Here is a 26,286-nt window from a genome sequence, read left to right on the forward strand (position 1 = left end):
ACCCCGGTTGCTCGAACGGTCTACGGTTGGTAAAGCGGAAGTAATAGACAAAACGGACGGTCGACCAGCAGGGTGCCCGCGCGCGGCGGTTACCCTGGACGGGTGAGTGAAGCATCGCAGAACCGTCCTGACCAGCCCGGCAACACCGGCACCGGCAAGGGCACCCTGGCCCGGGACGTCGCCCTCTACTCGCTGGCCCGGCTGGCTCTCGTCCTCGTGCTCGCTGTGGTGATCCTCTACGTGCCCCGCCTGTTCGGAGTGGAGATCCCCCTGCTGGTCGCCGCGCTCTTCGCGGTGCTGATCGCGCTGCCGCTCTCGCTCGTCGTGTTCGCGCCGCTGCGCCGCCGGGTGAACGAGAGTATCGCGTCCGTCGACGCGCGCCGCCGCGCCGACCGGGCCGACCTGCAGGCCCGCCTGCGCGGCGAGGATCGTAGGTGAGCGACGGCGTCGTCGATCGCAGCGCGTCGCGGGACTGGGTGGACCGTGCCGTCCAGCTGATCGAGGCCGACGCCCAGCGCAGCGCCGACACGCACCTGCTGCGCTATCCGCTGCCTCCCGGGTGGGGTGTCCAGCTGTACCTGAAGGACGAGTCCACGCACATCACCGGCAGCCTGAAGCACCGGCTCGCGCGGTCGCTGTTCCTCTATGCCATTTGCAACGGCTGGGTGCGCGAGGACACCCCGATCGTCGAGGCGTCGTCCGGTTCGACCGCCGTCAGCGAGGCATACTTCGCGAAGCTGCTCGGCCTCGACTTCGTCGCGGTGATGCCGCGCAACACCAGCCCCGCCAAGGTTGCGCTCATCGAGGCGCAGGGCGGGCGGTGCCACTACATCGACCGGCCGCCGGAGATCTACGCCGAGGCACGCCGGCTCGCCGTCGAGCTGGGCGGTCACTTCATGGACCAGTTCACCCACGCCGAGCGGGCCACCGACTGGCGCGGCAACAACAACATCGCCGAATCGATCTTCACCCAGTTGCAGCTCGAGGAGCATCCGATCCCGGAGTGGATCGTCGTCGGCGCGGGCACCGGCGGCACCAGCGCGACCGTCGGGCGGTACATCCGGTACCGCCGCCACCGCACCCGGCTGGCCGTCGTCGACCCCGAGAACTCCGCGTTCTACGGCGGGTACGAGACGGGCTCGGTGGACTACACCACCGGCATGCCGTCGCGGATCGAGGGCATCGGCAGGCCCCGGGTGGAGCCGTCGTTCGTCGGCCAGGTGGTGGACCGGATGATCCGGGTGCCCGATGCCGCGTCGATCGCCGCCATGCGGCACGCGAGCGAGAGCCTGGGCCGCCGCGTCGGGGGCTCGACCGGGACCAACCTGTGGGGTGCGTTCGGCCTGATCGCCGAGATGATCGCCGACGGCCGGCGCGGCAGCGTCGTCACCCTCCTGTGCGACGGCGGGGAACGCTACGCGGGCACCTACTTCGACGACGGCTGGGTGGCCGGTGAGGGCATGGATCTGGCCGGCCCGACCGCGACGCTCGAGAAGTTCGCGGACACCGGCAGGTGGGAGGCCTGAGCCGTCGCGGCCCGGCCGCACCCGACCCTACGAGGCCGTAGCCTACGGTGTCGTAGGTTGAGTATCGTGGGGGCATGGAACGCCCCGTCGTGGCCCTGGACAACTACGAAGCCGTCTACGACTTCTACCTCGAGCACCGGCAGAGCCGGCCCGTCGCCCGGGCGGCCTACGCCCTGCTCGCCGCCCGGTACCGCCCCCGGGTGCGCTGCGACGACGGGGTCCGCGATCGCCTCCGCGAACTCATCCGGGCTCGCACGCCCCTCCTGATCGTCGCCAACCACCTCACCCACAGCGATCAGTACGTCCTCGCGGCGACGGCGTGGCGTTCCCCGCTGCGCCCGGTGATCGGCAGCACGCGGGTGCTGGCGAAGGACGAGCTGTTCGCCGACGAGTCGCAGCGCCGCAAGATCGACATGATGGGCGGGATCCCGGTCTTCCGGGCCAAGAACCACGGCCTGCGGGCGGTCTCCGACGCCGGGCGCCGGATGATGGACGTCTCCGCCGCGCGGCTGCATCACGGCGACAGCGTCGCGATCTTCCCCGAGGGCACCTGCAACGAGGGGGACCCGACCCGAGTGCAGCCGCTCGGGACCGGCATCGGGCACATCGTCCGCCGCTCGCGCGATCTGGGGGCGCGGCCCGCGCTGGTGTGCGTCGGCATCGGCTACGGGCCCGGCAAGGACCCGTCACGCCCGGCGAGCGTGTTCCTCACCGAGCCGGTCACCGACCTCGACGGCAAGGTCCGCGACGTCACGCGCCTGGTGCAGGACGAGCTGCAGCGTGCGGTGGACGGCGCCGTCGCGCGGTACTGAACCGGTCGCGCCCCGGCCCGGCGCGTCAACTTTTCTTGACGTCCGCCCGCTTGTCAACGTAAATTGACGGTATGACCGAGGCCACCACACTCGCCGCCGCCGCCGGAAGCCCCGACCCCGCAGAGGGATTGCGGGCCGTGCGGGCCCTGCGACGGTTGCTCGAACGACTCGAGGCGATCCAGGTCGACAACGCCCGCCGGCAGGGCTGGTCGTGGCAGGCGATCGCCGATGCGCTCGAGGTGAGCAGGCAGGCCGTCCACCAGAAGTACAACCGGAAGCGTGGGTGATCCGCCGTGTTCGAACGATTCACCGCCGGCGCACGAGCCGCCGTCGTCACCGCGCAGGCGGAGGCCCGGGAGCTGAACGCTCCCCGCATCGAGCCGGCCCACCTGCTGCTCGGCCTCCTCGTCACCGCGGACGTGACGCTGCGGCACCTGCTCGCCGACGTCGGCCTCACGGCCGAGACCGTGCGCAGCGAACTCGCCCGGGACACCGGGGTGCTCGGCGACGAGGACGCCGCCGCGCTCGGGGCCATCGGCATCGACCTCGATTCCGTCCGGGCCCGGCTCGAGGAGACCTTCGGGGAGGGCGTCCTCGACCGCGGACTCGGCCGGAACCGGCGGAGGCCGTTCGCCGGCCACCTTCCGTTCGATCCTGCCGCGAAGAAGTCCCTGCAGCTCGCCCTGCGGGAAGCCCTCGCGCGCCGCGACCGCGTCATCGGCTGCGAGCACCTCCTGCTCGGGATACTGCGCTCCGACGACGACCGCGCCTGCACGCTCGTCGAGTCCCACGTGTCCCGCAGGGCGCTCCGCGACCGCCTGCGCGACTACCCGGGTCGCGCCGCCTGACCGACCGGTTCCCGACCGCGCGCCGGGGCCGGAATGTGCGACAGTGGCGGCATGATCAACTTCCTGGTCCGGCTGGTCCTCAACGCCGTCGCCATCTGGCTGGCGGCCCAGTGGGTCTCCGGCATCGACTTCACCGGCTCCGGCACCGGCGCCGCCAACGAGATCATCTCCCTGCTGGTGATCGCGCTCGTCTTCACCGTCGTCAACGCCTTCGTCAAGCCGCTCGTGCAGCTGCTGTCGCTGCCGCTGCTGATCCTGACGCTGGGGCTGTTCACTCTCGTCGTGAACGCCCTGATGCTCCTGCTCACCGCATGGCTGAGCGAGTTCACCGACTACGGCCTGACCGTCGAGGGCTTCTGGACCGCGTTCTGGGGCGCGCTGATCATCTCGATCGTCAACTGGGTGCTCGGCGTGCTGGTGCCCGACCGGGACTGAAGTTCCGGGCGCGGGACGCCTCAGGCCAGGAACAGGGCGGCTGCGGTCGCAACGGCCCACACCAGCATCGCCAGGCCCGAATCCCGCAGCGCGGGGATCAGGCTCAACCCCAGGCTGCCGGACCGCACGGGTGCGTGGGCGCGCACCGCGAACGGCAGCGCCAGCAGGCCCGCCAGCGCCCACGGCGTGCGCGCCACCAGTGCCAGCGACGCCGCGAACGGCACGGCCAGCAGCATCAGATGCAGCGTCCGGGTCCGCGGGTCGCCCAGCCGCACCGCGAGCGTGCGCTTGCCCGAGACGGTGTCGGTGGGGATGTCGCGCAGGTTGTTCGCCACCAGCACCGCGCTCGAGAACGAGCCCACCGCCACCGCACACGCCAGCCCGACCCAGTCGGCCCGGCCGGCCTGCACGAACTGCGTGCCCAGCACGGCGACGAGCCCGAAGAACACGAACACGGCGATCTCGCCGAACCCGCTGTAGCCGTAGGGGTTGCGGCCACCCGTGTAGTACCAGGCGCCGGCGATGCACACCGCGCCCACCAGGAGCAGCCACCACGCGCTCGTGATCGCCAGGGCGATCCCGGCCACCGCGCCCACTCCGAAACACGCGAACGCGGCCCGCTTGACCGACGCCGGCGACGCCGCCCCGGATCCCACCAGCCGCAGCGGCCCGACGCGGTCGTCGTCGGTCCCGCGGATGCCGTCGGAGTAGTCGTTGGCGAGGTTGACCCCGATGATCAGCGCCAGGGCGACCACCAACGCCAGGAGAGCCTTTCCCCACACCACGCCGTCGAGCGCGGCCGCCGCCCCCGTGCCGGCGACGACGGGCGCGATCGCGTTGGGAAGGGTGCGCGGACGGGCGCCTTCGAGCCATTGACCAGCGGTTGCCATGCGTCGATCCTGCCATCGAGCGAATGTGCCATGCCGTCGGCCCGAGGAGATGAGCGATACATTCGCTCGCCCGAACCCGGTCGGCCTACGAGAACCGGGCGACCAGTGCCCGCCGGTCCACCTTGCCGGGGCCGCGTAACGGCAGGGCCGGCACGACGTGCAGCGCCCGCGGCGCCGCCGTGACGTCCAGCGTCGCGCTGGTCCAGGCTCGCAGGTCGTCGAGGGTGGGGGAGGCGCCGACCTCCGGGACGACGACGGCCGCCACCCGTTGACCGAGCCGGGGGTCGGGCAGCCCGATCACGGCGCATTCGCGTACCGCGGGGTGCTCGAGCAGGACGGCCTCGACGACCTGCGGCACGACGGTGAGGCCGCCCGTGGAGATGGCCTCGTCCAGGCGCCCCAGGATGCGGAGGACGCCGTCGGCGAGTTCGCCCGCGTCGTCGGTGCGGAACCAGCCGGGTTCGGCGAACGCCGGATGATCGGGCAGACCGCGATAGCCGCGCGCGAGTGTGGCCCCGCCGAGCCACACCCGCGACTGCGCGTCGACCCGGACCGTGGTCCCGGCCAGTGGGACCCCGTCGTACACGCACCCGCCGCACGTCTCGCTCATCCCGTAGGTGCGGACGACGGTGATCCCGGCGTCCTGCGCACGGCGCAGGATCGGGGCGGGCGTGGCGGCCCCGCCCAGCAGGACCGCGTCCAGGTCGGCGAGGGCCGCGACGGCACCCGGGTGGTCCAGGGCCTTGATCAGCTGCGTGGGCACCAGCGACGTGTAGCGCCGCCCACCGGGCATGGCGGCGACCGCCGCCGGCAGCCGATCCGGATCGAAGCCGCCGGCGACGTCGATCACGACGGGCCCGGCTCCCGCGAGCAGGCCCCGCAGCAGCACCTGCATCCCGGCGATGTGGTGGGCCGGCAGCGCCAGCAGCCACGAGCCGGGTCCGCCGAGGCGCTCGTGGGTGGCGTCACCGCTGGCCCGCAGCGCCCCGGCGGTCAGCTGGGCGCCCTTCGGGGTGCCCGTGGTGCCCGAGGTGGCGACGACCAGGCCGATGCCGTCGTCGACGGGTTCGCCCGGGCGCAGCGCTTCGGTCAGTCTCCGGATTTCCCGGTCGTCGGCGACCGGCACGGGGAGCAGGGCCGGTCCGTCGCCGTCGAGCATGCGCCGTAGTGCGGGCAGCACCTCCCGCACGGCGTCGCCGGGGGGGACGGGCAGCACCTCGAGATTCATGTGGCGGGGCCGGTGAGCGGCCACCCTCCGGTCTCGAGGTGCCGGCGCACCCGATCGATGTCCTGTTCGAGCGGCATCTCGTTGGTGATCTTCGTGATCAGCACGGCGATGTCCGTCTTCGAGATGGGCAGGTCCCCGTCGTCGACGAGGGTGTGCGCCACCTGGTCGACCTCGTCCTCCGACAACCGCCGGCTGAGCAGCGCGAACAGGGGCACGTAGTCCTGTTCCGGCACGCCCTCCGGGTAGCCGGCCCGCAGCCACTCGATGATCGAGGTGAGGAACGGCGGAAGCGTCACGGGGGCACCTCCTCAGTCCGTCCCGTCGTCGCCGGTCACCACGGTCCCGTCCTCGGCGACCACCGGCCAGCCTCCCGCGGCGAGGCGCCCGGCGACCCGTTCGAGGTCCTCCTCCGCCGGTTCCTCGTTCAGCACCCCGGCGATGATCTGCTCGAGCGTGTCGTAGTCGACACAGCGCTCCGGGTGCTCGTGCGCCGTGGCGATCGACATCTCGCACACCTCGGCGATCTCCTCGTCCGTCAGGCGCCGCCGCAGCACGGCAAGCAGCGCGAAGTGATCCTTGGCCGGGATGCCTTCCGGATAACCGGCGCGCAGCCAGTCGAGGACCGAACGGAGCGAGTACTTGGGCAATGCGGTTCTTTCGTGGGTCGGACGGCGGGACAGCGGTGGCTCAGAAGACGTCGATGCCGAAGGTGCTCGACAGGAAGTCCGAAGCCAGCAACAGTATCCCCGCGACGATTGCGATCAGCACGACGGCGAAGCAGACGACGGCGCCGGCGATGCCGAGCGGGTTCGGCCGGGCCTGCTCTCCGGCGCGCCCCGCGACGAGCGACCGCATGCCGAGCGCGAAGACGGCCGGCAGGCCCGCTCCGAAGAAGAGGCCGACGAGGACGACCTGCCACAGCGAGCTCAGGGTGTTCGTCAACAGGTTCACGGGCGTCCCTCCGTGGGAGTGGTCGGTGCGGCCGGCACGTCCTCGGGGGCCGGGGCCGGGATCGGGGCCGGGGCCGGGATCGGGGCCGGGGCCGGGGCCGGGGCCGGGGCCGGAGCCGGAGCCAGCTTGCCGTCCCATTCCGCGGTGACGTTGGAGGCGTCGATCGGCTGCCGGCGTGACCGCAGGTACATCAGCAGCGACAGCGCGCACAGCACCGCGAACACCACGATCACGCCCGGCAGGCCGCCGATCAGGTGGGCCAGACCCCAGCACACCGCGCCGACGAGCGCCGCGGACGGCAGCGTGATCAGCCAGGCGACGGCCATGCGGCCGGCGACGCCCCAGCGCACGTTCGCGGAGCGGGTGCCGAGTCCGGACCCCAGGATCGAACCGGTCGCCACGTGGGTGGTCGACAGGGGCAGACCGAAGTGGCTCGAGGTGAGGATGATCGCGGCCGACGACGACTCCGCCGCCATGCCCTGCGGCGGTGCGATCTCCACCAGTCCCTTGCCGAGGGTGCGGATGATGCGCCAGCCACCGAGATAGGTGCCCAGGGCGATCGCGACGGCGCAGGAGAGCTTCACCCAGAACGGCATCTCCGCGTCGGCGGTGAGGCTGCCGTGCGCGACGAGCGCCAGGAAGATCACGCCCATCGTCTTCTGCGCGTCGTTGGTGCCGTGCGCCAGCGACACCAGGGAGGCGGAACCGATCTGGCCGATGCGGAAGCCGTGACCGCGGGTCTCGTCGGGCACCGTGCGGGTGATGCGGTGCACCGACCAGGTGCCGACCGTGGCGACGAGTGCCGCCACCACCGGCGCCAGCAGCGCCGGGATGATCACCTTGCCGATCACTCCGTCCCACACCACGCCGTCGATCCCGAGGGAGGCGAGGGCGGCGCCGATGAGGCCGCCGAACAGTGCGTGGGACGAGCTCGACGGCAGGCCGAACAGCCACGTCGCCAGGTTCCACAGGATGCCGCCGACGAGACCGGCGAACACGATGAGCAGCAGTGCCTCGCCGCCGGTGCTGCCCAGGTTGACCACCCCCTTGGCGACCGTCGCGGCGACCTCGACGGACAGGAACGCGCCGACGAGGTTGAGCGAGGCGGAGAGGGCGACCGCCACCTTCGGTTTCAGGGCACCGGTGGCGATCGATGTCGCCATCGCGTTCCCGGTGTCGTGGAAGCCGTTGGTGAAGTCGAATGCGAGGGCAGTGACTACCACCACCAGGAGGACGACAAGCTCTGCGGTCACATCTGCCGATTGTGAGGTAGCCGGTGGGTAAAAGTACAGCGACGGCGAGGTGAACGCGGACACCCCGGCTCCTTCCGGTGGTGGCAGCCCGCGTGCGCCGGTTCCCCGCTGTGTGGAGTTTCACTCGGCGCGGAGCGTGTGACCGGCTTCACGGCAGGTCTCACTGAACGGGAATCTCTCGTCCCGCCCTTCCCGGCCCTGGCTAGCTTTCGCCGCAGTACACCGCCCCGGAGCTTCCGCCGGACGGAGCCCCGCGACGAAGGAGACACCCGACCTTGAACAAGCACACACTCGCCAGGACCGTGCTGGCGCTGACGGCGTCCGCGGCGCTGCTCTCGGCCTGTGCCGGCGAACGCGGCGCCGACCCGTCGGGCGGGGCCGGCGCGACCGGGACCGGGGCCGCCGCGGCCGATACCGTCGCGGTGGACAAATTCGGCACCCTGGACTCACCGTGCGGGGAGGGGGACGCCGCGGGCGCCACCGACCAGGGCGTAACCGACACCGAGATCCGCATCGGCTACGGCGACGACCGCGGCTACGCCAAGAGCCCGGGCCTGAACAAGGAGATGTCGGACGCCGTCTCCGCGATGATCGACTGGTGCAACGCCCAGGGCGGCATTAATGGGCGCACGATCGTCGGCACCGACTACGACGCAGCGATGACCCAGGCCAACTCCGTCATGCAGGACGCGTGCCGCTCCGAGTTCATGATGGTCGGTCACGGCTTCGCGATGGACCAGACCGCCGAGCAGACCCGCGTGGCCTGCAACCTCGCCGCGGTGCCCGGCTTCACGGTGTCGCCGGAGGCGGCCAACGGCCCCATGACCTATCAGGGGGTGCCGTTCCCGGTGGACTACGCCAACGGCTCGGCATGGTTCCAGATTGCGCAGCTGCGGCCGGACCTGAAGGACAAGTTCGACCTGGTCGGCAGCACGATGCCGACCATCATCACGTCGCTGACCAAGGTGCGCTCGATCGCCGAGGCCGCCGGGTTCGAGCTGAAGAACTGCGGCGTCACCATCAACTACGACGGCGAGGCCAGCTACGTCCCGTTCGCCGAGAAGTTCAAGGAGTGCGGCGTCGAGGGCCTGTGGACCTCCCGGTCGCCCGTGCCGAACGAGCTGAACTTCTTCAAGGCGCTCGACCAGGTGGGCATCGATCCCGTCCTGATGGGTGAGGCGACCTGGTACGGCCAGACCGTCGAGGAGGCGAACGCCGGCGGTCTGCTCGACAACCTGCACGCGGGCATGACCTTCCAGATGCTCGAGAACGCGGACAAGGTGCCGGCGGTGCAGCAGTACCTCGACCTCGTCGGGGAGAAGGGCGGCAAGACCGCGCTGCTCGGCATGCAGGCCACCTCGTCGTTCCTGCTGTGGGCGACCGCGGCGAAGGAGTGCGGCTCCGACCTGACCCGGCAGTGCATGATCGACGAGCTGTCGCAGATCCACGAGTGGGACGGCGGCGGACTGCACGCCGTGACCGACCCGGGTGCCAACATGCCGGCCAGCTGCGGTCTGACGGTCACGCTGACGGGCGAGACCTACACGCAGGCGTTCCCGCAGACCGCCGCCGAGTTCGAGTGCAACGACGCGTACCTCGTCAAGACCGCCCCGGAGACGTGGGGCACCGAACTCGGACCCGACCGGATCGCCACCAAGTTCATGAACCCGAACGTGATCAAGCCGCAGGACTGACCGGCCTGCACCGACCGGCGGGGCGGTGCCCGCACGGCACTGCCCCGCCTCCCCACGACCGGTTCTCTACCGACAGGGCTTCACCATGGACACATTCGTGACGTTCACGATCCTGGGCCTCGTGCTCGGGTCCGTGTACGCGATCGCGGCCTCCGGGCTCGTTCTGACCTACAACACCTCCGGAATCTTCAACTTCGCGCACGGCGCCCAGGCCATGCTCGGTGCGTTCCTCTACTGGCAGCTCACGGCCGGCTGGGGACTGCCCGTCCCGTTGGCCCTGCTCGTGGTGCTGTTCCTCGCGGGGCCGCTCATGGGCCTGGCGCTGTACGTCGTGATCATGCGGGGCCTGCGGGACACCGCCGAGGTCACCAAGATCGTCGTGACCGTCTCGGTCATGCTGGGGATGCTGTTCCTGTCCCAGTGGTTCTGGCATCCCGAGAAGCCCCGCTCGCTCGGCATGTTCTTCGGCGACGACGCCGGGATCAGCGTGCTCGGCGCGTTCGTCCGCGTCCACGAGATCCTGTGCGTGGTCGCGGCCATCGGGATCGCGGTCGGCCTGCGCATGCTCTTCCAGCGCACCCGGATGGGCGCCACCATGCGCGGCGTCGTCGACGACCCCGACCTGCTGCGGCTCAACGGCCACAACCCCGAACGGATCGCCGCGTTCTCGTGGGCGCTCGGCTCCACCCTCGCCGTCCTCGCCGGGGTGCTGATCACCCCGATCAGTGGCGGCAGCCTCGAGGCGAACATGCTCACCCTGCTCGTCATCGACGCGTTCGCGGCCGCGATGTTCGGCCGGCTCAGCTCGATCCCGCGCACGTTCGTCGGCGCCCTCGTGCTCGGCCTCGCCGGCGCCTACCTGATCGGCTACGCACCCTCGTCCTGGGCCTGGACGTCGAACCTGCGGGTCTCGCTGCCGATGGTGGCGCTGTTCGTGGTGCTGATCGTCCTGCCCCAGGACCGGCTGCGCGGCGCGGCGATGCGTACCCGCGAGCGCTACCACGTGCCGAGCGTGCGCAAGGCCGTCGTGTGGGCGGTTGCGCTCGTCGCCGTCGTCTCTCTCGTCCGCCTGCTCATGGTGGAATCCGCGATCACCACGTTCACGCTGGGCATGACCTTCGCGATCGTCGCGCTGTCGCTGACCCTGCTCACCGGATACGCGGGCGAGATGAACCTCGCACCCCTGTCGTTCGGGGCCATCGCCACGATCGTCGTGTTCCACTTCGGGATCACCGGCACCGGTCTCGACCAGCGTCTGACCGTGTGGGGGGTGCTGCTGGCCGTGGCCGTCACCGCGCTCGTCGGCGGGCTCGTCGCGCTTCCGGCCCTGCGGCTGCGCGGTCTCTACCTCGCGCTCGCCACCATGGCGTTCGGCGTCTTCGTTTCCAACATGGTGCTGCGCGACACCACCGAGCACGAACTGTTCGGCGTGAAGTTCTCGATCTTCACCGGGGGCTCACTCGTGATCCCGCCGCTGCGGATCGGGCCGCTGGACCTGCAGGACGAGACGACGTTCCTCATGACCGCGACGGTCCTGTTCGCGCTGCTCGGTGTCGGCGTCGTCGCCCTGCGCAACGGCGGCTACGGACGTCGCCTGGCGGCGATGAAGGACAGCCCCGCCGCGTCGGCCATGCTCGGGCAGAACCTGGTGACCCTGAAGCTGAGCGTCTTCATGCTCTCGGCCGCCATCGCCGGTCTCGGCGGCGTCCTCATGTCCAGTGCCACCGGCGCGGTCGCGGGCGAGAACTTCAGCATCATCGTGGGCCTCACCCTGCTCATGCTCACCGTGGTGGCCGGCATCGGCTACGTCAGCGGGGCCTTGTTCGGCGGCCTCATGGCCGGCGTCGGGTTCGCGGTCATCATGGTCTCGTTCAACAACCTCGCGAAGACGCAGCCCGAGCTCGAGGGCCTGTACCTGCTGCTCGGCAACATCGCCGCGGTCAGCCCCGCGCTCATCGGCATCGGGGTGGGTCACAACCCGTCGGGCAGCGTGCACCAGATGGTGGAGGGCTACCGCCGTCTGCTGTCCGCCCGGCCGGTCCTCTACGGCGGCGGCGCCGTGATCGCGGTGCTCTACGTCCTGGCGCTGACGGGCGTCCTGGGCAACTGGTGGTTCGCGGCGCTGACCATCACGATCGTGTTCCTGCTCCCGGTGATCGGCGAATGGCTGATGCCCGGCGCGGTCCTGGACCCCGAGGAGCTGGCCCGCCGGCGAACCACCCCGCCGGAACTCGTCGGCCTCGACGAGCCGTACACCGCCGAGGGCCGCTACCGCCTCGACCGCGAACTGGGGCTGCCCGCGGCACGGCCCACCCATCCGGCGGCCGAACCGCCCGCGACCGTCGCGAAGGAGCTGAGCGCGCATGTCTGACACCCTGCTCGAGACCCGGGGCGTCACCGTCCGGTTCGGTGGTCACACCGCCGTCGACGACGTGAGCATCGCCGTCACCGCGGGCGCCGTGACCGGCCTGATCGGGCCCAACGGCGCCGGCAAGACCACCCTGTTCAACACCGTCACCGGGCTGCAGAAACCGACCTCCGGGCAGGTGTTCCTCGACGGTGTCGACGTCACCCGCGCGGCGCCCTACAAGCGTGCCCGGCGCGGGCTGGCCCGCACCTTCCAGCGGCTCGAGCTGTTCCTGTCGCTGTCGGTGCGCGACAACCTGCGGGTCGCGGGCGACATGCACCGCACCGCGACCCGCGCCCGCCACGACATCGACGCCGAGACCGACCGGCTGCTCGAGCTGACCGGGCTCACGGACGTCGCCGACCGGGACGTCTCCGACATCCCCACCGGCCGCGCCCGCGTCGTCGAGGTCGCGCGGGCGCTGATGACCCGGCCGCGCGTGCTGTTGCTCGACGAACCCGCGTCCGGGCAGACGGAGCGGGAGACCGACGATTTCGCGGACCTGCTGTGCCGGCTCGCGGGCGACGGTCTCGGGATCTGCCTCGTCGAGCACGACCTGCCGCTCGTGATGCGGGTGTGCTCGCGCATCCACGTCCTCGACTACGGCGCCCTCATCGCCTCGGGCAGCCCCGAGCAGATCCGCAACGACCCAGCGGTGATCGCCGCGTACATCGGAACTGAGGAGGTCGCATGAACGCACCGGTCACCGATCTCGTCGACGTCCCCGGCGACGAACCGGCCCCGCTGCTCGAACTGGTCGACGTGCGGGCGAGCTACGGACCCATCGAGGTGCTGCACGGGGTGAACCTGGCGCTGCAGCCGGGCTCGGTGGTCGCCCTGCTCGGGCCCAACGGCGGCGGCAAGACCACGACGCTGCGGGTGTGCTCGGGCGTGCTGCCCGTCGAGCACGGCGAGCTGCGCGTTGCCGGCCGCGTCGTCAACGGTGTCGACGCCGCGGCGCTCGCCCGGCTCGGCGTCTGCACCATTCCGGAGGGGCGGGGCATCTTCCCCAACCTCACCGTCCGGGAGAACCTGTGGGTCGCCACCGGAACCGGCGTGTCGCTGAAGGATCTCGAGGCCGTCGCCTACGAGCGCTTCCCGATCCTCGGGAAGCGACGGGGCCAGCTCGCGGGCTCGATGTCGGGCGGCGAGCAGCAGATGCTCGCCCTGTCCCGGGCCCTCGGCACCGACCCCACGGTGCTGTTGCTCGACGAACTGTCCATGGGGCTCGCCCCCCGGATCGTCACCGAGATGTACGACATCGTCGGCCGGCTCGTCGACGACGGGCTGTCGATCCTCGTCGCCGAGCAGTTCGCGCGGGCGGTGCTGCCCATCGCGACGTCGGCCGCGCTGATGCTGCAGGGCCGCGTCGTGCGGGTCGGGGATCCCGCAGACATCGAACACGAACTTTCGACCAGCTACCTAGGAGGATGACCATGACCGCACTCACCGAGGAGCGGCGCGCCAAGTTCCGGCAGGACGCGGCAGACCTGAAGCTCGACACCGGAGCGGCGAAGGGCGACGGTCCCGCGCGCATCGGCGGGCTCGTGTTGATGATCGGCGGTGCCGTCGCGGCGTTCGTCGTCTACTTCGCCTCGCTCACCCAGGCGGACCTGCGCAACATCGCGTCGTACCAGATCCTCGCCACGGCGCTGCTGATCGTCGCGATCCTCGGCGCCGCGCTGTTTCTGGCGGGCGCGATCGCGCGGGTGCTGCGGCTGTGGCTGCTGCGCCAGCTCTACGAGTCGCAGGCGCACACCGAGCAGATCGCGGCCGCGCTGACGGGCCGCTGACGCGGCCGGTGCGTCCTTTGGGCTGTCCCAGCAGCCCGAAGGACGCACCGGTCAGCGGGTGTCGCGGCGCAGCGGATGGTCCGGCGGGATCTGCACCAGCACGATGGGGATGCCGTCGGGATCGGCGATCCACAGCTCGTGCAGGCCCCACGGCTCCTGCCGGGCGCCCCGCACGATCGGGACCCCCCTCGTCACCAGCTCGGCCTCGACGTCGTAGACGTCGCGCACCTGCAGCCACAGCGCACCCTCGAAGTGCTGGGGCCGCCCGGTGTTGCCGTGCGCGGCCACCTCGATCAGTGACTGCCCGGCGAAGAACACCGTCCCGCCGGGATATTCGCGGTAGATCGCCAGGCCCAGGACGTCACCGTAGAACCGCAGGGCGGCGTCGTAGTCGCCCGGCCGCAGGATCGTCCGGCTGCCGAGGATCTCCATCTCAGCCCTCCTCGGCCGGGCGCGCCTCGTGCCCCCGTCGCCCGTGGGTGCGGCGCTGCTCCTTCATCTCGGCCTCGAACAGATGCCGGCGGCCGCGGACCAGTTCGTCGCGCACCTGTCGCTCGAGCTCACGGAACTCCGTCCAGTACCCGTCGTCGAAGTCCTCCACGATCTGGAACGTCCACCGTCCCTCGAGGACGTTGCGTCCGACGATCTCCGTCTGCACCCGGTCGGCGAGTTCGCGGTGACCGGCCTCGGCGAGCTTGTCCACAGCGTCGCCGAGCAGCAGGTCGGCGCGGCCCATCAGCTGGTGGAAGGCGTACAGGTTCCCGCGGGCCTGCTCCACCGTTTCGAGCGCTTCGGAGAGTTTGCCGGCCGCCGCCACCGTCTCGTCGGACACGCCTTCGGGCCGGATGTGGTCGGGAAGTGGTTGCTCGCGATCCGTCATGATCAGGAGTGTGCCCGATTCGGGCCGTTTCAATCGGGAGGTTGTGGCGCCGAGGGGGAGGTTGTCGCGGGAGCTACTCGCGCGATGTCGCGACAACCTCCCCCTCGGCGCGAGAAGGCCCTAGTAGTACCAGGGGTAGGGCGACCAGTCCGGGTCCCGCTTCTGCAGGAACGCGTCGCGGCCCTCGACCGCCTCGTCGGTCATGTACGCGAGCCGCGTCGCCTCGCCCGCGAACAGCTGCTGGCCGACGAGCCCGTCGTCGGCGAGGTTGAAGGCGTACTTGAGCATCCGCTGGGCCTGCGGCGACTTGCCGTTGATCTTCGCGGCCCACTCCAGCGCGACGTTCTCGAGCTCGGCGTGGTCGACGACGCGGTTGACCGCACCCATGTGGTGCATCTCCTCGGCGGTGTAGGTGTCGCCGAGGAAGAAGATCTCGCGGGCGAACTTCTGGCCCACCATCTTCGCCAGGTAGGCGCTGCCGTAGCCGCCGTCGAAGCTGCCCACGTCGGCGTCGGTCTGCTTGAACCGGGCGTGCTCGCGGGAGGCGAGGGTCAGATCGCACGTGACGTGCAGGCTGTGCCCGCCGCCGGCGGCCCAGCCGTTGACGAGGGCGATCACGACCTTCGGCATGAACCGGATCAGCCGCTGCACCTCGAGGATGTGCAGCCGGCCCGCGCGGGCCCTGTCCACCGTGTCGGCGGTTTCGCCACTCGCGTACTGGTAGCCGCTGCGCCCACGGATCCGCTGGTCGCCGCCCGAGCAGAAGGCCCAGCCGCCGTCCTTCGGACTGGGGCCGTTGCCGGTGAGGAGCACCGCGCCGACGTCGGACGTCATGCGGGCGTGGTCCAGCGCGCGGTACAACTCGTCGACGGTGTGCGGCCGGAACGCGTTGCGCACCTCCGGCCGGTCGAACGCCACGCGGACGGTGCCCTGCGTGACGTGCCGGTGGTAGGTGATGTCGGTGAGGTTCTCGAACCCGGGTACGGGCCGCCACAGCTCAGGATTGAAAGTCACCCGTCGACCATAGAACTCCGGTCGCGGCCCTCTGCGCCGACGCGACGGTCGCCGGGCGATACCGTGCAGCTATGAGCGAGCAGACAGACCGTACGGTCGACGCGGACTACGAGCACCACGGCGGGTTTCCGGTGTACACGCCGGTGAAGGCGGGACCGAACTACGGTCGCTTCGTCGAGGCGCTGCGGCGGCTGCAGGATCTCGCCGTCTCCACCCACATCCCCGACGACGTCGTCGACCGGGCCATCGAGCAGGCCGAGGCCCTCGGGGACCTGCTCGAGCCGCACGTCGTGCCCGAGGGCAGGTCGCCGGCCGGCTTCAACATCGACCTGCCCGGTCGCGGCAGCCTGCTGATGCCGCCGTGGATGATCGAGAAGTTCGACGCGGAGTCGGTCCGCTCGCGCGGCACGTTCCGGCTCTACCACCGCGGCGGCAACAGCGCGGCGCACGGTGGCACCCTGCCACTGCTGTTCGACGACCTGTTCGGCATGGTGGTCCACGCGGCCGGCCATCCCATCGCCCGCACCGGCTACCTGCATGTGAACTACCGCAAGATCACCCCGCTCGAGACCGAGCTCGTCGTGGAGGGGCGGGTCGACCGGGTCGAGGGGCGCAAGCTCTTCTGCTCGGCCGAGCTGCACGACCTCGACGGCACGCTGCTCGCCGACTGCGAGGCCCTGATGATCCAGCTGCTGCCCGGCCAGCCGTGACCGCCGCGGCCCTGCCCGCCGTCGACGAGATCCTCGCCGCGGCCGTCGTGGTGTCGCTGCCCATGCGGGTGCGGTTCCGCGGCATCACCGAACGTGAACTCGTGCTCGTGCGCGGTCCCGCCGGGTGGGGAGAATTCGGGCCGTTCCCCGAGTACGCCGACGACGAGGCGGCGCACTGGCTGCGTTCGGCCCTCGAATCCGCGTGGCTCGGGCACCCGGCGCCGCGCCGGGACACCGTGCCCGTCAACGCCACCGTCCCGGCCGTCGGCCCCGGCGACGTGCCGGCCGTCCTCGCCCGGTTCCCGGGGGCCCGCACCGCCAAGGTCAAGGTCGCCGAACCCGGGCAGGACCTGGCGCAGGACGTCGCGCGGGTGCGGGCGGTGCGCGAACTCGTCCCGCACGTGCGGATCGATGCGAACGGCGGGTGGAGCGCGGACGAGGCCGTCGCTGCGCTGACGGCGCTCGTCGCCGACGGCCCGCTCGAGTACGCCGAGCAGCCCTGCGCGACGGTGCCGGAACTGGTCGAGGTGCGCCGCCGGATGCCCGACGTGCCGGTGGCGGCGGACGAGAGCATCCGGCGCGCCGAGGATCCCTTGCGGGTGGTGCGGGCCGGCGGCGCCGACGTGGCGGTGGTCAAGGTGGCCCCGCTCGGCGGGGTGCGACGGCTGCTGGCGCTGGCCGACGAGTTGGCCGGCCACGGCGTGCCGGTGGTGGTGTCGAGCGCGCTCGACTCGGCCGTGGGCATGGGTGCCGGACTGGCCGCGGCGGCCGCGCTGCCCGAGCTGCCGTACGCGTGCGGACTGGGCACGGGCGGGTTCTTCACCGTCGACGTGGGGGCGCCGCGGACGATGGCCGGCGGGGCGCTCCCGGTGGGGGAGGTGACGCCGGATCCGGCGCTCCTCGAGGCCGTGCGGGCCGACCCGGAACGGGTGCGCTGGTGGTTCGACCGGGTCCGGCGCTGCCGCGCCGCGCTCGACTAGGTGCGGCTCGGGTCGTCGTATATCGTTCCGGGCGTTCGTACTCACGAGTCACATTACGGAGGCAGTGGAAGTGGTTGCAGCTCTGGATGATGCCCTGCTCGGCGCCGACAAGGTCCCGGCGGTTGTCGCCGATGTCGAGGCGCTGATCGACGCCGAGGTGTCGGACAAGAAGGGCGCGTCGGGTCTCGCGCTCAAGGCCGGCTACGCGGCGGTGACGAAGCTCGGCCCGTCGATCGTGCCCAGCGCCGTCGAGGGGCTGCTGCCGGAGTTCGTCGCCAAGATCCAGCCGTTCTGGCAGGACTACGCGGGCAACGGTGCGTTCGCCGACTACCTCACCGCCCGCGGTGAGACGGTGGCGGACGCGCTGCTCGGTGTGACGGACGCGCGCATCGAGGCCTCGTCGCGCACGGCGATCAAGAAGGTCTACGAGAAGCTGCGCCCGTCGGCGCAGAAGCACGTCGTCGAGGCCCTGCCGCGCGTGGGCGCGCTGGTGCAGAAGCACGCCGGCTGAGACACCCGGTGTCTTTCCGGACCGGTCGCGGTCCGGAAAGACACCACCCTCAATAACTGGCGGCGCCGAACTTCCAGTAGCCGGTGAAGGTCACGGCGGACTTCGCGAGGCCCCGCTCCCGCACCAGGTGCCGGCGCAGCGACGTCACGAGTCCCGATTCGCCCGCCAGGAACGCGTATCCCGGCCCGTCGGGCAGCGCGCCGGCCCGCACGGCCTCGAGCACGTGCGGCCCGGGCGGCGCGTGCCGCCCGGGCCGCACCACCGTGTGCAGCCGGACGCCCGGGCCGGGGACGATCTCCTGGGCGGCGACGTCGCCGGCATCGTCCACCTCCACGAACACCTCGGTGGGCACCGCGTGGTGCCGCCCGGCGGACGACGCGAGGATCCCCGCGATCGCGGGCAGCGCGCTCTCGTCGGCGACGAGGATTTGCCAGCGCGCCTCGGTGGGGCGGTGGTACATGATGCCCTCGTCCAGCAGCGCCAGTTCGGCGCCCGGCTGCGCGGTGCGCGCCCACTGCGATGCCGGTCCCGTGTCGCCGTGGGTGGCGAAGTCGATGTCCAGTTCGGCCGTGTCGCCGTACCGGCCCGCGCCCGCCTCCCGGTAGCGACGGATCGTGTAGTTGCGCAGGATCGGCTGGACGGCCTCGGGCATGGCTCGCATCTCGGGCCACCACTGCGGGCCCGCCGTGGCCGGCAGTGTCAGCGACCGTTGGCCGGGGGCCGGGAAGAACAGCCGGAACCACTGGTCGAACCCCATGGGTGCGATCCGCCCGACGTTCGCGCCGCCCACGGTCACCCGCACGAAGCTCGGCCCGATTCGTTCGGTGGCGAGCACCCGGCCGGTGACGATCTCGCGGCTCGCCGGGGCAATGCGGGTGGTCTTGGTGCGCACGGCCATACGAACCTCCGTTGAAATTAGCGGAGGCTAACCTATCATTCGGGGCGGTCGAGGTGGCGCACCGCGGGGGTGAGGCCCCATTCGTTGCGACCCAGCCGGCTCGCCGGCGCCAGAGCAGCGAAGTCCGGCATCCCGTCCTCGGCCAGCACGTCGGTCCGAACCGACACGGCCACCACGTCGCCCATCACCACGAAGCAGTCCCCGACTTCGATCACCCGGTGCAGGGTGCACTCGATCGCCGCCGGCGCTTCCGCGACCCGGGGCGGATGGACCCGTTCGCTGCGCTCGGGCCGCAAGCCCACCGCCGCGAACTCGTCCACGTCGTGCGCGAAGCCCGCCGACGTCGCGTTGACCCGTTCCATCAGCGGCACGGTTGCGACGTTGATCACGAACTCGCCGGTCTCCTCGATGTTGCGGAGGCTGTCCTTGCGCCCGACCGAGGTGAACTGCACCACCGGCGGCGTGACCGCGGCGACGGTGAAGAAGCTGTACGGCGCGACGTTGGGCACTCCATCCGCCGACACGGTGGACACCCATGCGATCGGCCGCGGCACGATCGTGGCGGTCATCAGTCGGTAGAAGCGGCCGGTGCCCAGCTCGGTGGGATCGAAGACGGTGCGCATCGCCCCATTCTTGCTGTGACCCTCGTCCCGCACCGCCCGGGGCATCGGGGGCGTACCGCCCGGGGCATCGGGGGCGTACCGCCCGGGGCATCGGGGGCGTACCGCCCGGGGCATCGGGGGCGTACCGCCCGGGGCATCGGGGGCGTACCGCCCGGGGCATCGGGGGCGTACCGCCCGGGGCATCGGGGGCGTACCGCCCGGGGCATCGGGGGCGTACCGCCCGGGGCATCGGGGGCGTACCGCCCGGGGCATCGGGGGCGTACCGCCCGGGGCACTACTCTGGGTGCCGTGAACCCGTCCACCGCCCAGGCGACCGCCGTCGTCGACGAACTCGCCCGAGGCGGCGTCCGCGACGTCGTGCTGTGCCCCGGCTCGCGCAACGCGCCGCTGGCCTTCGCGCTGCAGGCCGCCGACAATGCGGGCCGGCTGCGGCTGCACATGCGCATCGACGAACGCACCGCCGGCTTCCTCGCGATCGGGCTGTCCGTCGCCTCCGGCCGGCCGGTGCCCGTCGTGATGACCTCCGGCACCGCCGTCGCCAACCTCGCGCCGGCCGTGCTCGAGGCCAACTACGCTCGGGTGCCGCTCGTGGTGCTCAGCGCCAACCGCCCCTACGAGCTCCTCGGCACCGGCGCCAACCAGACCGTCGAACAGCTCGGCATGTTCGGCACCCAGGTCCGCGCCACCATCAGCCTCGGCCTGGCCGAAGGGATCGAGCAGAACAGCGAGTGGCGCTCCGCGGTCAGCCGCGTCCTCGCCGCCGCCCGCGGCACCCGCTCCGGCAACGCCGGGCCCGTCCACTTCGACATCCCGCTACGCGAGCCGCTCGTCCCGGACGTCCACCCCCAGGGCCCGGTCCCCGAGGGCCGCCCCGACGGCAGCGCCTGGACCACCACCGTGCACGCCACCCTCGACGTGCCGATGGAGCTCGACATCACCGCCGACACCGTGGTGATCTCCGGCCACGGCTCCGCCTACCGGCCCGAGCTGTCGGAATTGCCCACCGTGGCCGAACCCACCGCGCCGCTCCACGGTGTCCCCCTGCACCCGATGGCGCTGCCGCAGCTGAAGCCGCGGCAGGCGATCATCACCGGCCGGCCCACCCTGCACCGGCCGGTGTCCAAGCTGCTCGCCGACCCCGCGGTGGCCGTGTACGCGCTCACCACCGGCCCCCGCTGGCCCGACGTGTCCGGCAACGTCCTCGCCACCGGCACGCGCGCCGTCGTCACCGGCAGTCCCGACCCGGCCTGGCTGGACCGCTGCCGGAACCTGTCCGCCCACACCGACAAGGCGGTGCGCGCCCAGCTCGACGCCCACCCGAAGCCGACCGGACTGCACGTCGCGGCGGCGGTCACCGACGCGCTGCGCGACGGGGACCAGCTGCTGCTCGGCGCCTCCAACCCGGTGCGCGACGCGGCGCTGGTGAGCTACCCCCGCGACGGGGTGAAGGTGCTCTCCAACCGCGGCGTCGCCGGCATCGACGGCACCGTGTCGACCGCCGTCGGCGCCGCCCTGGCCTACCAGCAGGGCCGCACCGTCGCCCTGATGGGCGACCTGACGTTCCTGCACGACGCGTCCGGCCTGCTGATCGGCACCGCCGAACCGCGCCCGCAGAACCTGACCGTCGTCGTCGCCAACGACGACGGCGGCGGCATCTTCGAGCTGCTCGAGCAGGGCGACCCGCAGTACGCCGGCGTGTTCGAGCGCGTGTTCGGCACTCCGCACGGCATGGATCTCGCCGCGCTGTGCGCCGCCTACCGGGTGCCGCACGAGCGGGTGGACCTGTCCGCGCTGACGGCCGCGCTGGCCGACCGGACCGCGCCCACCGGCGGCATCCGGGTGCTCGAGGTGATCACCGACCGCTCCGGCCTGCGGGAACTGCACGCGGCCGTGCGTGCCCAGCTGTGACGGACGCATGAGCGGGATCGACAAGGCACGTCGTGCGGTACTCGCCGTCGCCGTCGGCATCTCGGTGCTCACCGCGATCCTAGTGCTCGGCGCGTGGCGCAACGATCACCTCATCGGCTCCGACATGGGCACCGCCACCGCCGAGGTGCTCTCCGCGGGCTCGCTGCGCTCGGCGATCAGCTTCGTCACCCCCGACGGCGTCACCCACAACCCCGAACTCGGCGTGCTGTACCCCACGGGTCTGACCGCGGGCCAGCGGATCGCCGTCGAATACTCCCGCGCCGACCCGGACCTCGTGCGGGTCACCGGCCGTGACGTGCGCGTCGCACTCGTACCCGCGGCCTCGGTGATCGTGGTGACCTGGCTGATCGCGACCCCCGTGCTGACCTATCTCCGCCGGCGCAGCGCCGCCGCGGCCTAGAAGATTCGCCGGAACTTCGCCCGGCGGACACCTCGGCCACTTCCCACCGACCGGCCGCGCCGCGATGCTGGACCGGTGCGAGTAGCCATCGTCGCGGAATCCTTCCTCCCGAACGTCAACGGCGTCACCAACTCGGTGTTGCGCGTGCTCGAGCACCTCGACCGCCACGGCCACGAGGCCCTGGTCGTCGCTCCCGACACCGTCGCCGGACAGCCCCCGGCCCCCACCCAGCACGACGGGATCCCGGTGCACCGCGTGCCGGCGGTGCACGTCCCGAAGGTCAGCTCCCTGCCCGTGGGCCTGCCGCAGCCGGCGCTCACCGGCATCCTGCGCGGCTTCGCCCCCGACGTCGTGCACCTGGCGTCGCCGTTCCTGCTCGGCGCCGGCGGCCTCGGCGCCGCTCGCCGGCTCGACCTGCCCACCGTCGCGGTCTACCAGACCGACGTCGCCGGATTCGCGTCCAGCTACGGGCTCGGGCTCGCGGCCCGCGCCGCCTGGCAGTGGACGCGCCGAATCCACCGCGCGTGCGACCGCACCCTCGCACCCTCGACGGCGGCCGCCGCGGACCTCGCCGCACACGGCGTCCCGCGGGTACACCGCTGGGCGCGGGGCGTCGACACCGCGCGTTTCACCCCGGCCCGGCGCAGTGCCGCCCTGCGCCGGACATGGTCGCCCGACGGCCGGCTCCTGGTGGGCTTCGTGGGGCGGCTCGCCCCGGAGAAGCACGTCGAACGACTCGCAGGCCTCGCAGCCGACCCCCGCTACCGGCTCGTCGTCGTCGGCGACGGCCCGGAGCGCGCCCGTCTCGAACCGCTCCTGCCCGGGGCGGTGTTCACCGGTCACCTCGGCGGCGACGCGCTGGCCGACGCCTACGCGAGCCTCGACGTGTTCGTCCACCCGGGCGAGCACGAGACGTTCTGCCAGGCCGTGCAGGAGGCGCTCGCCAGCGGCGTCCCGGTGATCGCACCCGACGCGGGCGGCCCGCGCGATCTCGTCGCCCACTGCCGCAACGGGTACCGGCTGCCGGTCGACGGGTTCGCCGAGCTGCTGCCGGGCGCGGTGGGCGCGCTCGCCGATCCGATGCTGCGGGACCGGTTCGGCGCGGCCGCGCGGCGCAGCGTCCTCGGCCGCACCTGGCCCGCGGTGTGCCACGAACTGCTCGGGCACTACGAACAGGTCTGCTCGGTCCGGCCGGGCACGCTGCGGCGCAGCGCGTAGCGGTAACGTTTCGACCGTGGCAACTACTCACGGGTCGCGGGCCTCGCTCGCGAAGGATCCGCGCGAGGTCGCGTCGATGTTCGACGGCGTCGCCCAGCGATACGACATCACCAACACCGTGCTGTCCTTCGGGCAGGACCGCAGCTGGCGGCGCGCCACCCGGGCGGCACTGGACCTGCAGCCGGGGGAGCGGGTCCTCGACCTCGCCGCCGGCACCGGGGTGTCGACGGTGGAGCTCGGCCGGTCCGGCGCCTGGGTGGTGGCCACCGACTTCTCCAAGGGCATGCTGCAGGCGGGCGCGTTCCGGCAGGTGCCGATGGTCGCGGGCGACGCGATGCGCCTGCCCTTCGCCGACGCGGTGTTCGACGCCGCCACGATCTCGTTCGGCCTGCGCAACGTCTCCGACTTCGACGCCGGCCTGCGGGAGATCGCGCGGGTGACCAAGCCCGGAGGCCGCCTCGTGGTGAGCGAGTTCGCCACGCCCGTCTCGGCCCCGCTGCGCGTGCTCTATCTCGAGTACCTGATGCGGGCACTGCCGCGGGTCGCGCGGACCGTCAGCAGCAACCCCGACGCCTACGTCTACCTCGCCGAGTCGATCCGCGCGTGGCCCACGCAGGCCGAGCTCGCCGAGCGGATCCAGACCGCCGGCTGGCGGTCGGTGCAATGGCGCAACCTCACCGGCGGGATCGTGGCCCTGCACCGGGCGGTGCGCTGACCGCACCGTTCGGCCGGCGGGGTCAGGCGAAGAGCGGCCGGCGGTCCCACCGCAGCGACGCGCCGCCCCCGGCCCGCCACGCGCGCGCGACGAGATCCTCGTCGCGCTCGGTGACCAGGTTGCCCATGACCCGGACGGCCACCGTCATCAGCGCCGTCGAGCCCATCCCGACGGGCCCGGTGGCCGGCAGGAACCGCGGCAGCGTCAGCAGGCCGGCCAGCCGCCGGGCCGCGGAGAACGCCCGGCCGTAGCGTTCGCGCAGCAGAGCCGGCCACAGCTGCGTGAGGTCGTCCGCGTCGAGGACGCCGGCGACGAGCCGCCCACCCTCGAGGCCGTAATCGATGCCCTCGCCGTTGAGCGGGTTCACGCACGCCGCGGCATCACCGATCAGGGCCCAGTTCCGGCCCGCCACCCCGGACACCGCACCGCCCATCGGCAGCAGCGCCGACGCCACGCGGGTGGTCTCGCCGAGGCCCCACTCGCCGCGGCGCCGCGACGCGTACAGCTCGATCAGCGGCCGCAGCGATCCGGCGGCCGGTCGCTTCGCGGTCGCGAGGGTGCCCACGCCGATGTTGACCTCGCCGGTACCCAGTGGGAACACCCAGCCGTAGCCCGGGTGCAGCGCGCCTGCGTCGTCGCGTAACTCCAGGTGCGACGTGATCCACGGGTCGTCGCTGCGGGGGGAGGTGGCGTAGGCGCGGGCCGCGACCCCGTACGCCGTGTCGCGGTGCCACTGCCGGCCGAGCAGCTTGCCCAGCGGGGACCGGACCCCGTCCGCCACGACGAGCCGCTCGCACGCGACGGTGCGCCGACCGCCCGCGGTCGCGAAGGTCACACCGGTCACCCGCGACTCGTCGCGCTCGACGGCGACGGCCTTGGCGCCCTCGGCCGTACCGGCGCCCGACTCGACGGCGGCCCGGCGGATCCGGTCGTCGAGTTCGGTGCGCGGCACGGCGCTGCCCTGCGCCGGGAAGGAACCCGACGGCCACGGCAGCTCGAGGCTGCGGCCGAAACCCTCGAGCCGCAGGCCGCGGTTGACGGTGCGCGTGCGCACCCAGTCGCCGAGGCCGAGCCGGTCGAGCTCGGCCACCGCCCGCGGCGTCAGGCCGTCGCCGCACGTCTTGTCCCGGGGGAAGGTCGCGGCGTCGACGAGCAGCACGTCGCGCCCGGCGCGGGCCGCCCAGGCGGCGGCTGCCGACCCTGCGGGACCTGCGCCGACGACGAGCACGTCGGTACGGTCGGGGATCTCGGAAAGGTTGTGCCGCGGTTCGGACGCAGCGTGTTCTGCCACCACGGCTCCATCTTTCCAGGCACGGCTTCGGTGCCTCGGGGAGGTAGCCGCCCGGCGGAGCGGCTAGGTTCACTACCGTGGAGCCGATTCGACAGCGGACAGCAACAGCCGGGTCGACAGAACAGGATGGGTATCTCATCGTGAGCACTGAAGGGGCGGCGCAGTCCGCCGGTCCGTCCGGCGCGACGTCGGACACGGTGGTGGCCGGGGTGGACCTCGGCGATCCGGTCCTGGCGGCCGCCGTCCGGGACGGCCTCGCCCGGGTCGAGGAACTGCTGATCTCGGAGCTGTCCGACGGCGAGGACTTCCTGACCGAGGTCGCGCTGCATCTCGCCAAGGCCGGCGGCAAGCGGTTCCGTCCGCTGTTCACGCTCCTCACCGCCCAGCTCGGGCCGGAGCCCGACGATGCGGCGGTCGTCACGGCGGCGACCGCGGTCGAACTGGTGCACCTGGCCACGCTGTACCACGACGACGTGATGGACGAGGCCACCATGCGCCGGGGGGCGCCCAGCGCCAACGCGCGGTGGAGCAACAGCGTCGCCATCCTCGCCGGGGACTTCCTGTTCGCCCACGCGTCGCGGCTGGTGTCGACCCTCGGCCCCGACGCCGTGCGGACCATCGCCGAGACGTTCGCCGAACTCGTGACCGGGCAGATGCGAGAGACCATCGGCACCGGGAAGGAACGCGACCCGGTCGAGCACTACCTCAAGGTGGTGTGGGAGAAGACCGGCTCGCTGATCGCGACGAGCGGGCGGTTCGGCGGGACGTTCTCCGGCGCGGATGCGAAACAGATCGCACAACTGGAACGGCTCGGCGACGCCGTCGGCACCGCGTTCCAGATCGCCGACGACATCATCGACATCTCGTCGGCCTCGGTGGAGTCCGGCAAGACTCCGGGAACGGACCTGCGTGAGGGGGTCCACACCCTACCGGTGCTCTACGCCTTCCGCGAGTCCGGACCCGAGGCCGACCGGCTGCGGGAACTGCTGGCCGGGCCGGTGGAGGACGAGGCCGCCGTCGACGAGGCCCTGATGCTGCTGGCACGGTCGCCGGGGATGGCCGCCGCGAAGCGGACGCTGGGCGAGTACGCGGACAAGGCCCGCGCGGAGCTGGCGTCGCTGCCGTCGGGACCGGCGAACGAGGCCCTGCGACGGCTCGTCGACTACACGATTGCGCGCGTGGGGTAGACCCGGAAGCCGGGACGGCCGTTGCGGGGAGTGACGGTGGGGAACCCGCTCCCCGCCCTGTTTCGTTGAACATTCGAGCAAGATCGACGAATC

31 protein-coding genes are annotated in these 26,286 nt (G+C 72.0%); 19 read left to right on the top strand and 12 right to left on the bottom strand.

The genetic code is table 11. From position 1 onward, the window contains the following. Positions 1 to 102 precede the first annotated feature (102 nt). From A4U64_RS05530 to A4U64_RS05555, 6 genes are all read left to right on the top strand, one after another. A complete protein-coding gene (locus A4U64_RS05530) occupies positions 103 to 438 on the top strand; it encodes a DUF4229 domain-containing protein (RefSeq protein ID WP_006935907.1) in 336 nt (111 codons plus the stop codon). Continuing rightward, the gene (locus A4U64_RS05535) at positions 435 to 1,526 is read left to right on the top strand and encodes a PLP-dependent cysteine synthase family protein (RefSeq protein ID WP_006935906.1); all 1,092 of its coding nucleotides are present in this window, start codon (positions 435 to 437) and stop codon (positions 1,524 to 1,526) included. The genes A4U64_RS05530 and A4U64_RS05535 overlap by 4 nt, the downstream gene beginning before the upstream one ends. Positions 1,527 to 1,600: 74 nt before the next feature. Beyond that, a complete protein-coding gene (locus A4U64_RS05540; RefSeq protein ID WP_065922302.1) occupies positions 1,601 to 2,338 on the top strand; it encodes a lysophospholipid acyltransferase family protein in 738 nt (245 codons plus the stop codon). A gap of 71 nt (positions 2,339 to 2,409) precedes the next feature. Next, positions 2,410 to 2,625 carry a hypothetical protein gene (locus A4U64_RS05545; protein WP_003937583.1) on the top strand — a complete coding sequence of 72 codons (216 nt, stop codon included), beginning with the start codon at positions 2,410 to 2,412 and terminating at the stop codon, positions 2,623 to 2,625. Positions 2,626 to 2,631: 6 nt separating this feature from the next. Further along, positions 2,632 to 3,186 carry a Clp protease N-terminal domain-containing protein gene (locus A4U64_RS05550; protein ID WP_065922303.1) on the top strand — a complete coding sequence of 185 codons (555 nt, stop codon included), beginning with the start codon at positions 2,632 to 2,634 and terminating at the stop codon, positions 3,184 to 3,186. Positions 3,187 to 3,237: 51 nt separating this feature from the next. Further along, positions 3,238 to 3,621, top strand: coding sequence for a phage holin family protein (locus A4U64_RS05555; RefSeq protein WP_006935897.1), 384 nt, complete (start codon positions 3,238 to 3,240; stop codon positions 3,619 to 3,621). A 20-nt stretch (positions 3,622 to 3,641) separates the two neighbouring features. On the opposite strand, the gene A4U64_RS05560 is transcribed toward A4U64_RS05555, so the two are convergent. From A4U64_RS05560 to A4U64_RS05585, 6 genes are all read right to left on the bottom strand, one after another. After that, positions 3,642 to 4,511 carry a 1,4-dihydroxy-2-naphthoate polyprenyltransferase gene (locus tag A4U64_RS05560; protein WP_029545112.1) on the bottom strand — a complete coding sequence of 290 codons (870 nt, stop codon included), beginning with the start codon at positions 4,509 to 4,511 and terminating at the stop codon, positions 3,642 to 3,644. An 85-nt stretch (positions 4,512 to 4,596) separates the two neighbouring features. Continuing rightward, positions 4,597 to 5,739 carry an o-succinylbenzoate--CoA ligase gene (gene menE, locus A4U64_RS05565; protein ID WP_065923416.1) on the bottom strand — a complete coding sequence of 381 codons (1,143 nt, stop codon included), beginning with the start codon at positions 5,737 to 5,739 and terminating at the stop codon, positions 4,597 to 4,599. After that, positions 5,736 to 6,035 (bottom strand): DUF3349 domain-containing protein, encoded by a 300-nt coding sequence (locus tag A4U64_RS28705; protein WP_006935891.1) that lies wholly within the window; start codon positions 6,033 to 6,035, stop codon positions 5,736 to 5,738. The genes menE and A4U64_RS28705 overlap by 4 nt, the downstream gene beginning before the upstream one ends. Before the next feature lie 12 nt (positions 6,036 to 6,047). Then, a complete protein-coding gene (locus A4U64_RS28710; protein ID WP_006935887.1) occupies positions 6,048 to 6,386 on the bottom strand; it encodes a DUF3349 domain-containing protein in 339 nt (112 codons plus the stop codon). 40 nt (positions 6,387 to 6,426) lie between these two features. Further along, positions 6,427 to 6,690 (bottom strand): hypothetical protein, encoded by a 264-nt coding sequence (locus A4U64_RS05580; RefSeq protein WP_006935886.1) that lies wholly within the window; start codon positions 6,688 to 6,690, stop codon positions 6,427 to 6,429. Further along, positions 6,687 to 7,943: an inorganic phosphate transporter gene (locus A4U64_RS05585; protein ID WP_065922304.1), complete on the bottom strand. Its 1,257-nt coding sequence runs from the start codon at positions 7,941 to 7,943 to the stop codon at positions 6,687 to 6,689. Before A4U64_RS05585 ends, A4U64_RS05580 begins: the two co-directional genes overlap by 4 nt. A gap of 275 nt (positions 7,944 to 8,218) precedes the next feature. Between A4U64_RS05585 and A4U64_RS05590 the strand changes: the two genes are divergently transcribed. From A4U64_RS05590 to A4U64_RS05610, 5 genes are all read left to right on the top strand, one after another. Further along, positions 8,219 to 9,637, top strand: a complete 1,419-nt coding sequence (locus tag A4U64_RS05590; RefSeq protein ID WP_065922305.1) for an ABC transporter substrate-binding protein — start codon at positions 8,219 to 8,221, stop codon at positions 9,635 to 9,637. An 85-nt stretch (positions 9,638 to 9,722) separates the two neighbouring features. Then, positions 9,723 to 12,008, top strand: a complete 2,286-nt coding sequence (locus tag A4U64_RS05595; protein WP_043803222.1) for a branched-chain amino acid ABC transporter permease — start codon at positions 9,723 to 9,725, stop codon at positions 12,006 to 12,008. Next, on the top strand, positions 12,001 to 12,738 hold the full coding sequence (locus A4U64_RS05600) for an ABC transporter ATP-binding protein (RefSeq protein WP_006935881.1): 738 nt from the start codon (positions 12,001 to 12,003) through the stop codon (positions 12,736 to 12,738). The genes A4U64_RS05595 and A4U64_RS05600 overlap by 8 nt, the downstream gene beginning before the upstream one ends. After that, a complete protein-coding gene (locus tag A4U64_RS05605; protein ID WP_006935879.1) occupies positions 12,735 to 13,478 on the top strand; it encodes an ABC transporter ATP-binding protein in 744 nt (247 codons plus the stop codon). Before A4U64_RS05600 ends, A4U64_RS05605 begins: the two co-directional genes overlap by 4 nt. Positions 13,479 to 13,480: 2 nt before the next feature. Further along, entirely contained in the window at positions 13,481 to 13,837 is a 357-nt protein-coding gene (locus A4U64_RS05610) for a hypothetical protein (protein WP_006935878.1), read from the top strand. A 51-nt stretch (positions 13,838 to 13,888) separates the two neighbouring features. On the opposite strand, the gene A4U64_RS05615 is transcribed toward A4U64_RS05610, so the two are convergent. The 3 genes from A4U64_RS05615 to A4U64_RS05625 form a co-directional block, all read right to left on the bottom strand. Continuing rightward, positions 13,889 to 14,269: a VOC family protein gene (locus A4U64_RS05615; RefSeq protein ID WP_006935877.1), complete on the bottom strand. Its 381-nt coding sequence runs from the start codon at positions 14,267 to 14,269 to the stop codon at positions 13,889 to 13,891. A 1-nt stretch (position 14,270) separates the two neighbouring features. After that, positions 14,271 to 14,720, bottom strand: a complete 450-nt coding sequence (locus tag A4U64_RS05620) for a hypothetical protein (protein WP_157127615.1) — start codon at positions 14,718 to 14,720, stop codon at positions 14,271 to 14,273. A gap of 117 nt (positions 14,721 to 14,837) precedes the next feature. Beyond that, a complete protein-coding gene (locus tag A4U64_RS05625) occupies positions 14,838 to 15,731 on the bottom strand; it encodes a 1,4-dihydroxy-2-naphthoyl-CoA synthase (RefSeq protein WP_029545095.1) in 894 nt (297 codons plus the stop codon). 71 nt (positions 15,732 to 15,802) lie between these two features. Here A4U64_RS05625 and A4U64_RS05630 point away from each other — a divergent pair, with 71 nt between their 5' ends. From A4U64_RS05630 to A4U64_RS05640, 3 genes are all read left to right on the top strand, one after another. After that, complete coding sequence (locus A4U64_RS05630) at positions 15,803 to 16,441, top strand: PaaI family thioesterase (protein ID WP_050035607.1); 639 nt, start codon at positions 15,803 to 15,805, stop codon at positions 16,439 to 16,441. Then, entirely contained in the window at positions 16,438 to 17,421 is a 984-nt protein-coding gene (locus tag A4U64_RS05635; protein ID WP_006940844.1) for an o-succinylbenzoate synthase, read from the top strand. Before A4U64_RS05630 ends, A4U64_RS05635 begins: the two co-directional genes overlap by 4 nt. A gap of 70 nt (positions 17,422 to 17,491) precedes the next feature. After that, positions 17,492 to 17,932 (top strand): DUF6918 family protein, encoded by a 441-nt coding sequence (locus tag A4U64_RS05640; RefSeq protein WP_006940846.1) that lies wholly within the window; start codon positions 17,492 to 17,494, stop codon positions 17,930 to 17,932. A 49-nt stretch (positions 17,933 to 17,981) separates the two neighbouring features. On the opposite strand, the gene A4U64_RS05645 is transcribed toward A4U64_RS05640, so the two are convergent. Together A4U64_RS05645 and A4U64_RS05650 are read right to left on the bottom strand one after the other, a co-directional pair. Then, positions 17,982 to 18,830 carry a siderophore-interacting protein gene (locus tag A4U64_RS05645; protein ID WP_006940848.1) on the bottom strand — a complete coding sequence of 283 codons (849 nt, stop codon included), beginning with the start codon at positions 18,828 to 18,830 and terminating at the stop codon, positions 17,982 to 17,984. Between the two features lie 35 nt (positions 18,831 to 18,865). Next, positions 18,866 to 19,453, bottom strand: coding sequence for a flavin reductase family protein (locus A4U64_RS05650; RefSeq protein WP_029545089.1), 588 nt, complete (start codon positions 19,451 to 19,453; stop codon positions 18,866 to 18,868). Positions 19,454 to 19,741: 288 nt separating this feature from the next. Here A4U64_RS05650 and menD point away from each other — a divergent pair, with 288 nt between their 5' ends. The 4 genes from menD to A4U64_RS05670 all read left to right on the top strand — a co-directional run bounded on the left by menD (position 19,742) and on the right by A4U64_RS05670 (position 23,715). Further along, a complete protein-coding gene (gene menD, locus A4U64_RS05655; protein WP_006940852.1) occupies positions 19,742 to 21,361 on the top strand; it encodes a 2-succinyl-5-enolpyruvyl-6-hydroxy-3-cyclohexene-1-carboxylic-acid synthase in 1,620 nt (539 codons plus the stop codon). A gap of 7 nt (positions 21,362 to 21,368) precedes the next feature. Next, positions 21,369 to 21,782: a DUF3592 domain-containing protein gene (locus tag A4U64_RS05660; RefSeq protein ID WP_043802286.1), complete on the top strand. Its 414-nt coding sequence runs from the start codon at positions 21,369 to 21,371 to the stop codon at positions 21,780 to 21,782. Positions 21,783 to 21,857: 75 nt separating this feature from the next. Continuing rightward, positions 21,858 to 23,000, top strand: coding sequence for a glycosyltransferase family 4 protein (locus A4U64_RS05665; protein WP_065922307.1), 1,143 nt, complete (start codon positions 21,858 to 21,860; stop codon positions 22,998 to 23,000). Positions 23,001 to 23,016: 16 nt separating this feature from the next. Next, positions 23,017 to 23,715: a demethylmenaquinone methyltransferase gene (locus A4U64_RS05670; RefSeq protein WP_029545080.1), complete on the top strand. Its 699-nt coding sequence runs from the start codon at positions 23,017 to 23,019 to the stop codon at positions 23,713 to 23,715. Positions 23,716 to 23,737: 22 nt separating this feature from the next. On the opposite strand, the gene A4U64_RS05675 is transcribed toward A4U64_RS05670, so the two are convergent. Then, positions 23,738 to 25,009, bottom strand: coding sequence for a geranylgeranyl reductase family protein (locus A4U64_RS05675; protein ID WP_029545078.1), 1,272 nt, complete (start codon positions 25,007 to 25,009; stop codon positions 23,738 to 23,740). Positions 25,010 to 25,146: 137 nt separating this feature from the next. On the opposite strand from A4U64_RS05675, the gene A4U64_RS05680 reads away from it, so the two are divergent. Beyond that, a complete protein-coding gene (locus tag A4U64_RS05680) occupies positions 25,147 to 26,193 on the top strand; it encodes a polyprenyl synthetase family protein (protein ID WP_006940861.1) in 1,047 nt (348 codons plus the stop codon). Positions 26,194 to 26,286: the final 93 nt, after the last annotated feature.

The organism is Rhodococcus sp. WB1 (genome assembly GCF_001700945.1).
GTDB lineage: Bacteria > Actinomycetota > Actinomycetes > Mycobacteriales > Mycobacteriaceae > Rhodococcus > Rhodococcus aetherivorans.

Excerpts from the sequence above, each read along its gene's own strand:
- A4U64_RS05540 (WP_065922302.1), top strand. The coding sequence starts at position 1,601 with ATGGAACGCCCCGTCGTGGCCCTGGACAACTACGAAGCCGTCTACGAC.
- A4U64_RS05545 (WP_003937583.1), top strand. The coding sequence starts at position 2,410 with ATGACCGAGGCCACCACACTCGCCGCCGCCGCCGGAAGCCCCGACCCC.
- A4U64_RS05555 (WP_006935897.1), top strand. The coding sequence starts at position 3,238 with ATGATCAACTTCCTGGTCCGGCTGGTCCTCAACGCCGTCGCCATCTGG.
- A4U64_RS05560 (WP_029545112.1), bottom strand. The coding sequence starts at position 4,511 with ATGGCAACCGCTGGTCAATGGCTCGAAGGCGCCCGTCCGCGCACCCTT.
- menE (WP_065923416.1), bottom strand. The coding sequence starts at position 5,739 with ATGAATCTCGAGGTGCTGCCCGTCCCCCCCGGCGACGCCGTGCGGGAG.
- A4U64_RS05595 (WP_043803222.1), top strand. The coding sequence starts at position 9,723 with ATGGACACATTCGTGACGTTCACGATCCTGGGCCTCGTGCTCGGGTCC.
- A4U64_RS05600 (WP_006935881.1), top strand. The coding sequence starts at position 12,001 with ATGTCTGACACCCTGCTCGAGACCCGGGGCGTCACCGTCCGGTTCGGT.
- A4U64_RS05605 (WP_006935879.1), top strand. The coding sequence starts at position 12,735 with ATGAACGCACCGGTCACCGATCTCGTCGACGTCCCCGGCGACGAACCG.
- A4U64_RS05610 (WP_006935878.1), top strand. The coding sequence starts at position 13,481 with ATGACCGCACTCACCGAGGAGCGGCGCGCCAAGTTCCGGCAGGACGCG.
- A4U64_RS05615 (WP_006935877.1), bottom strand. The coding sequence starts at position 14,269 with ATGGAGATCCTCGGCAGCCGGACGATCCTGCGGCCGGGCGACTACGAC.
- A4U64_RS05630 (WP_050035607.1), top strand. The coding sequence starts at position 15,803 with ATGAGCGAGCAGACAGACCGTACGGTCGACGCGGACTACGAGCACCAC.
- A4U64_RS05645 (WP_006940848.1), bottom strand. The coding sequence starts at position 18,830 with ATGGCCGTGCGCACCAAGACCACCCGCATTGCCCCGGCGAGCCGCGAG.
- A4U64_RS05650 (WP_029545089.1), bottom strand. The coding sequence starts at position 19,453 with ATGCGCACCGTCTTCGATCCCACCGAGCTGGGCACCGGCCGCTTCTAC.
- A4U64_RS05660 (WP_043802286.1), top strand. The coding sequence starts at position 21,369 with ATGAGCGGGATCGACAAGGCACGTCGTGCGGTACTCGCCGTCGCCGTC.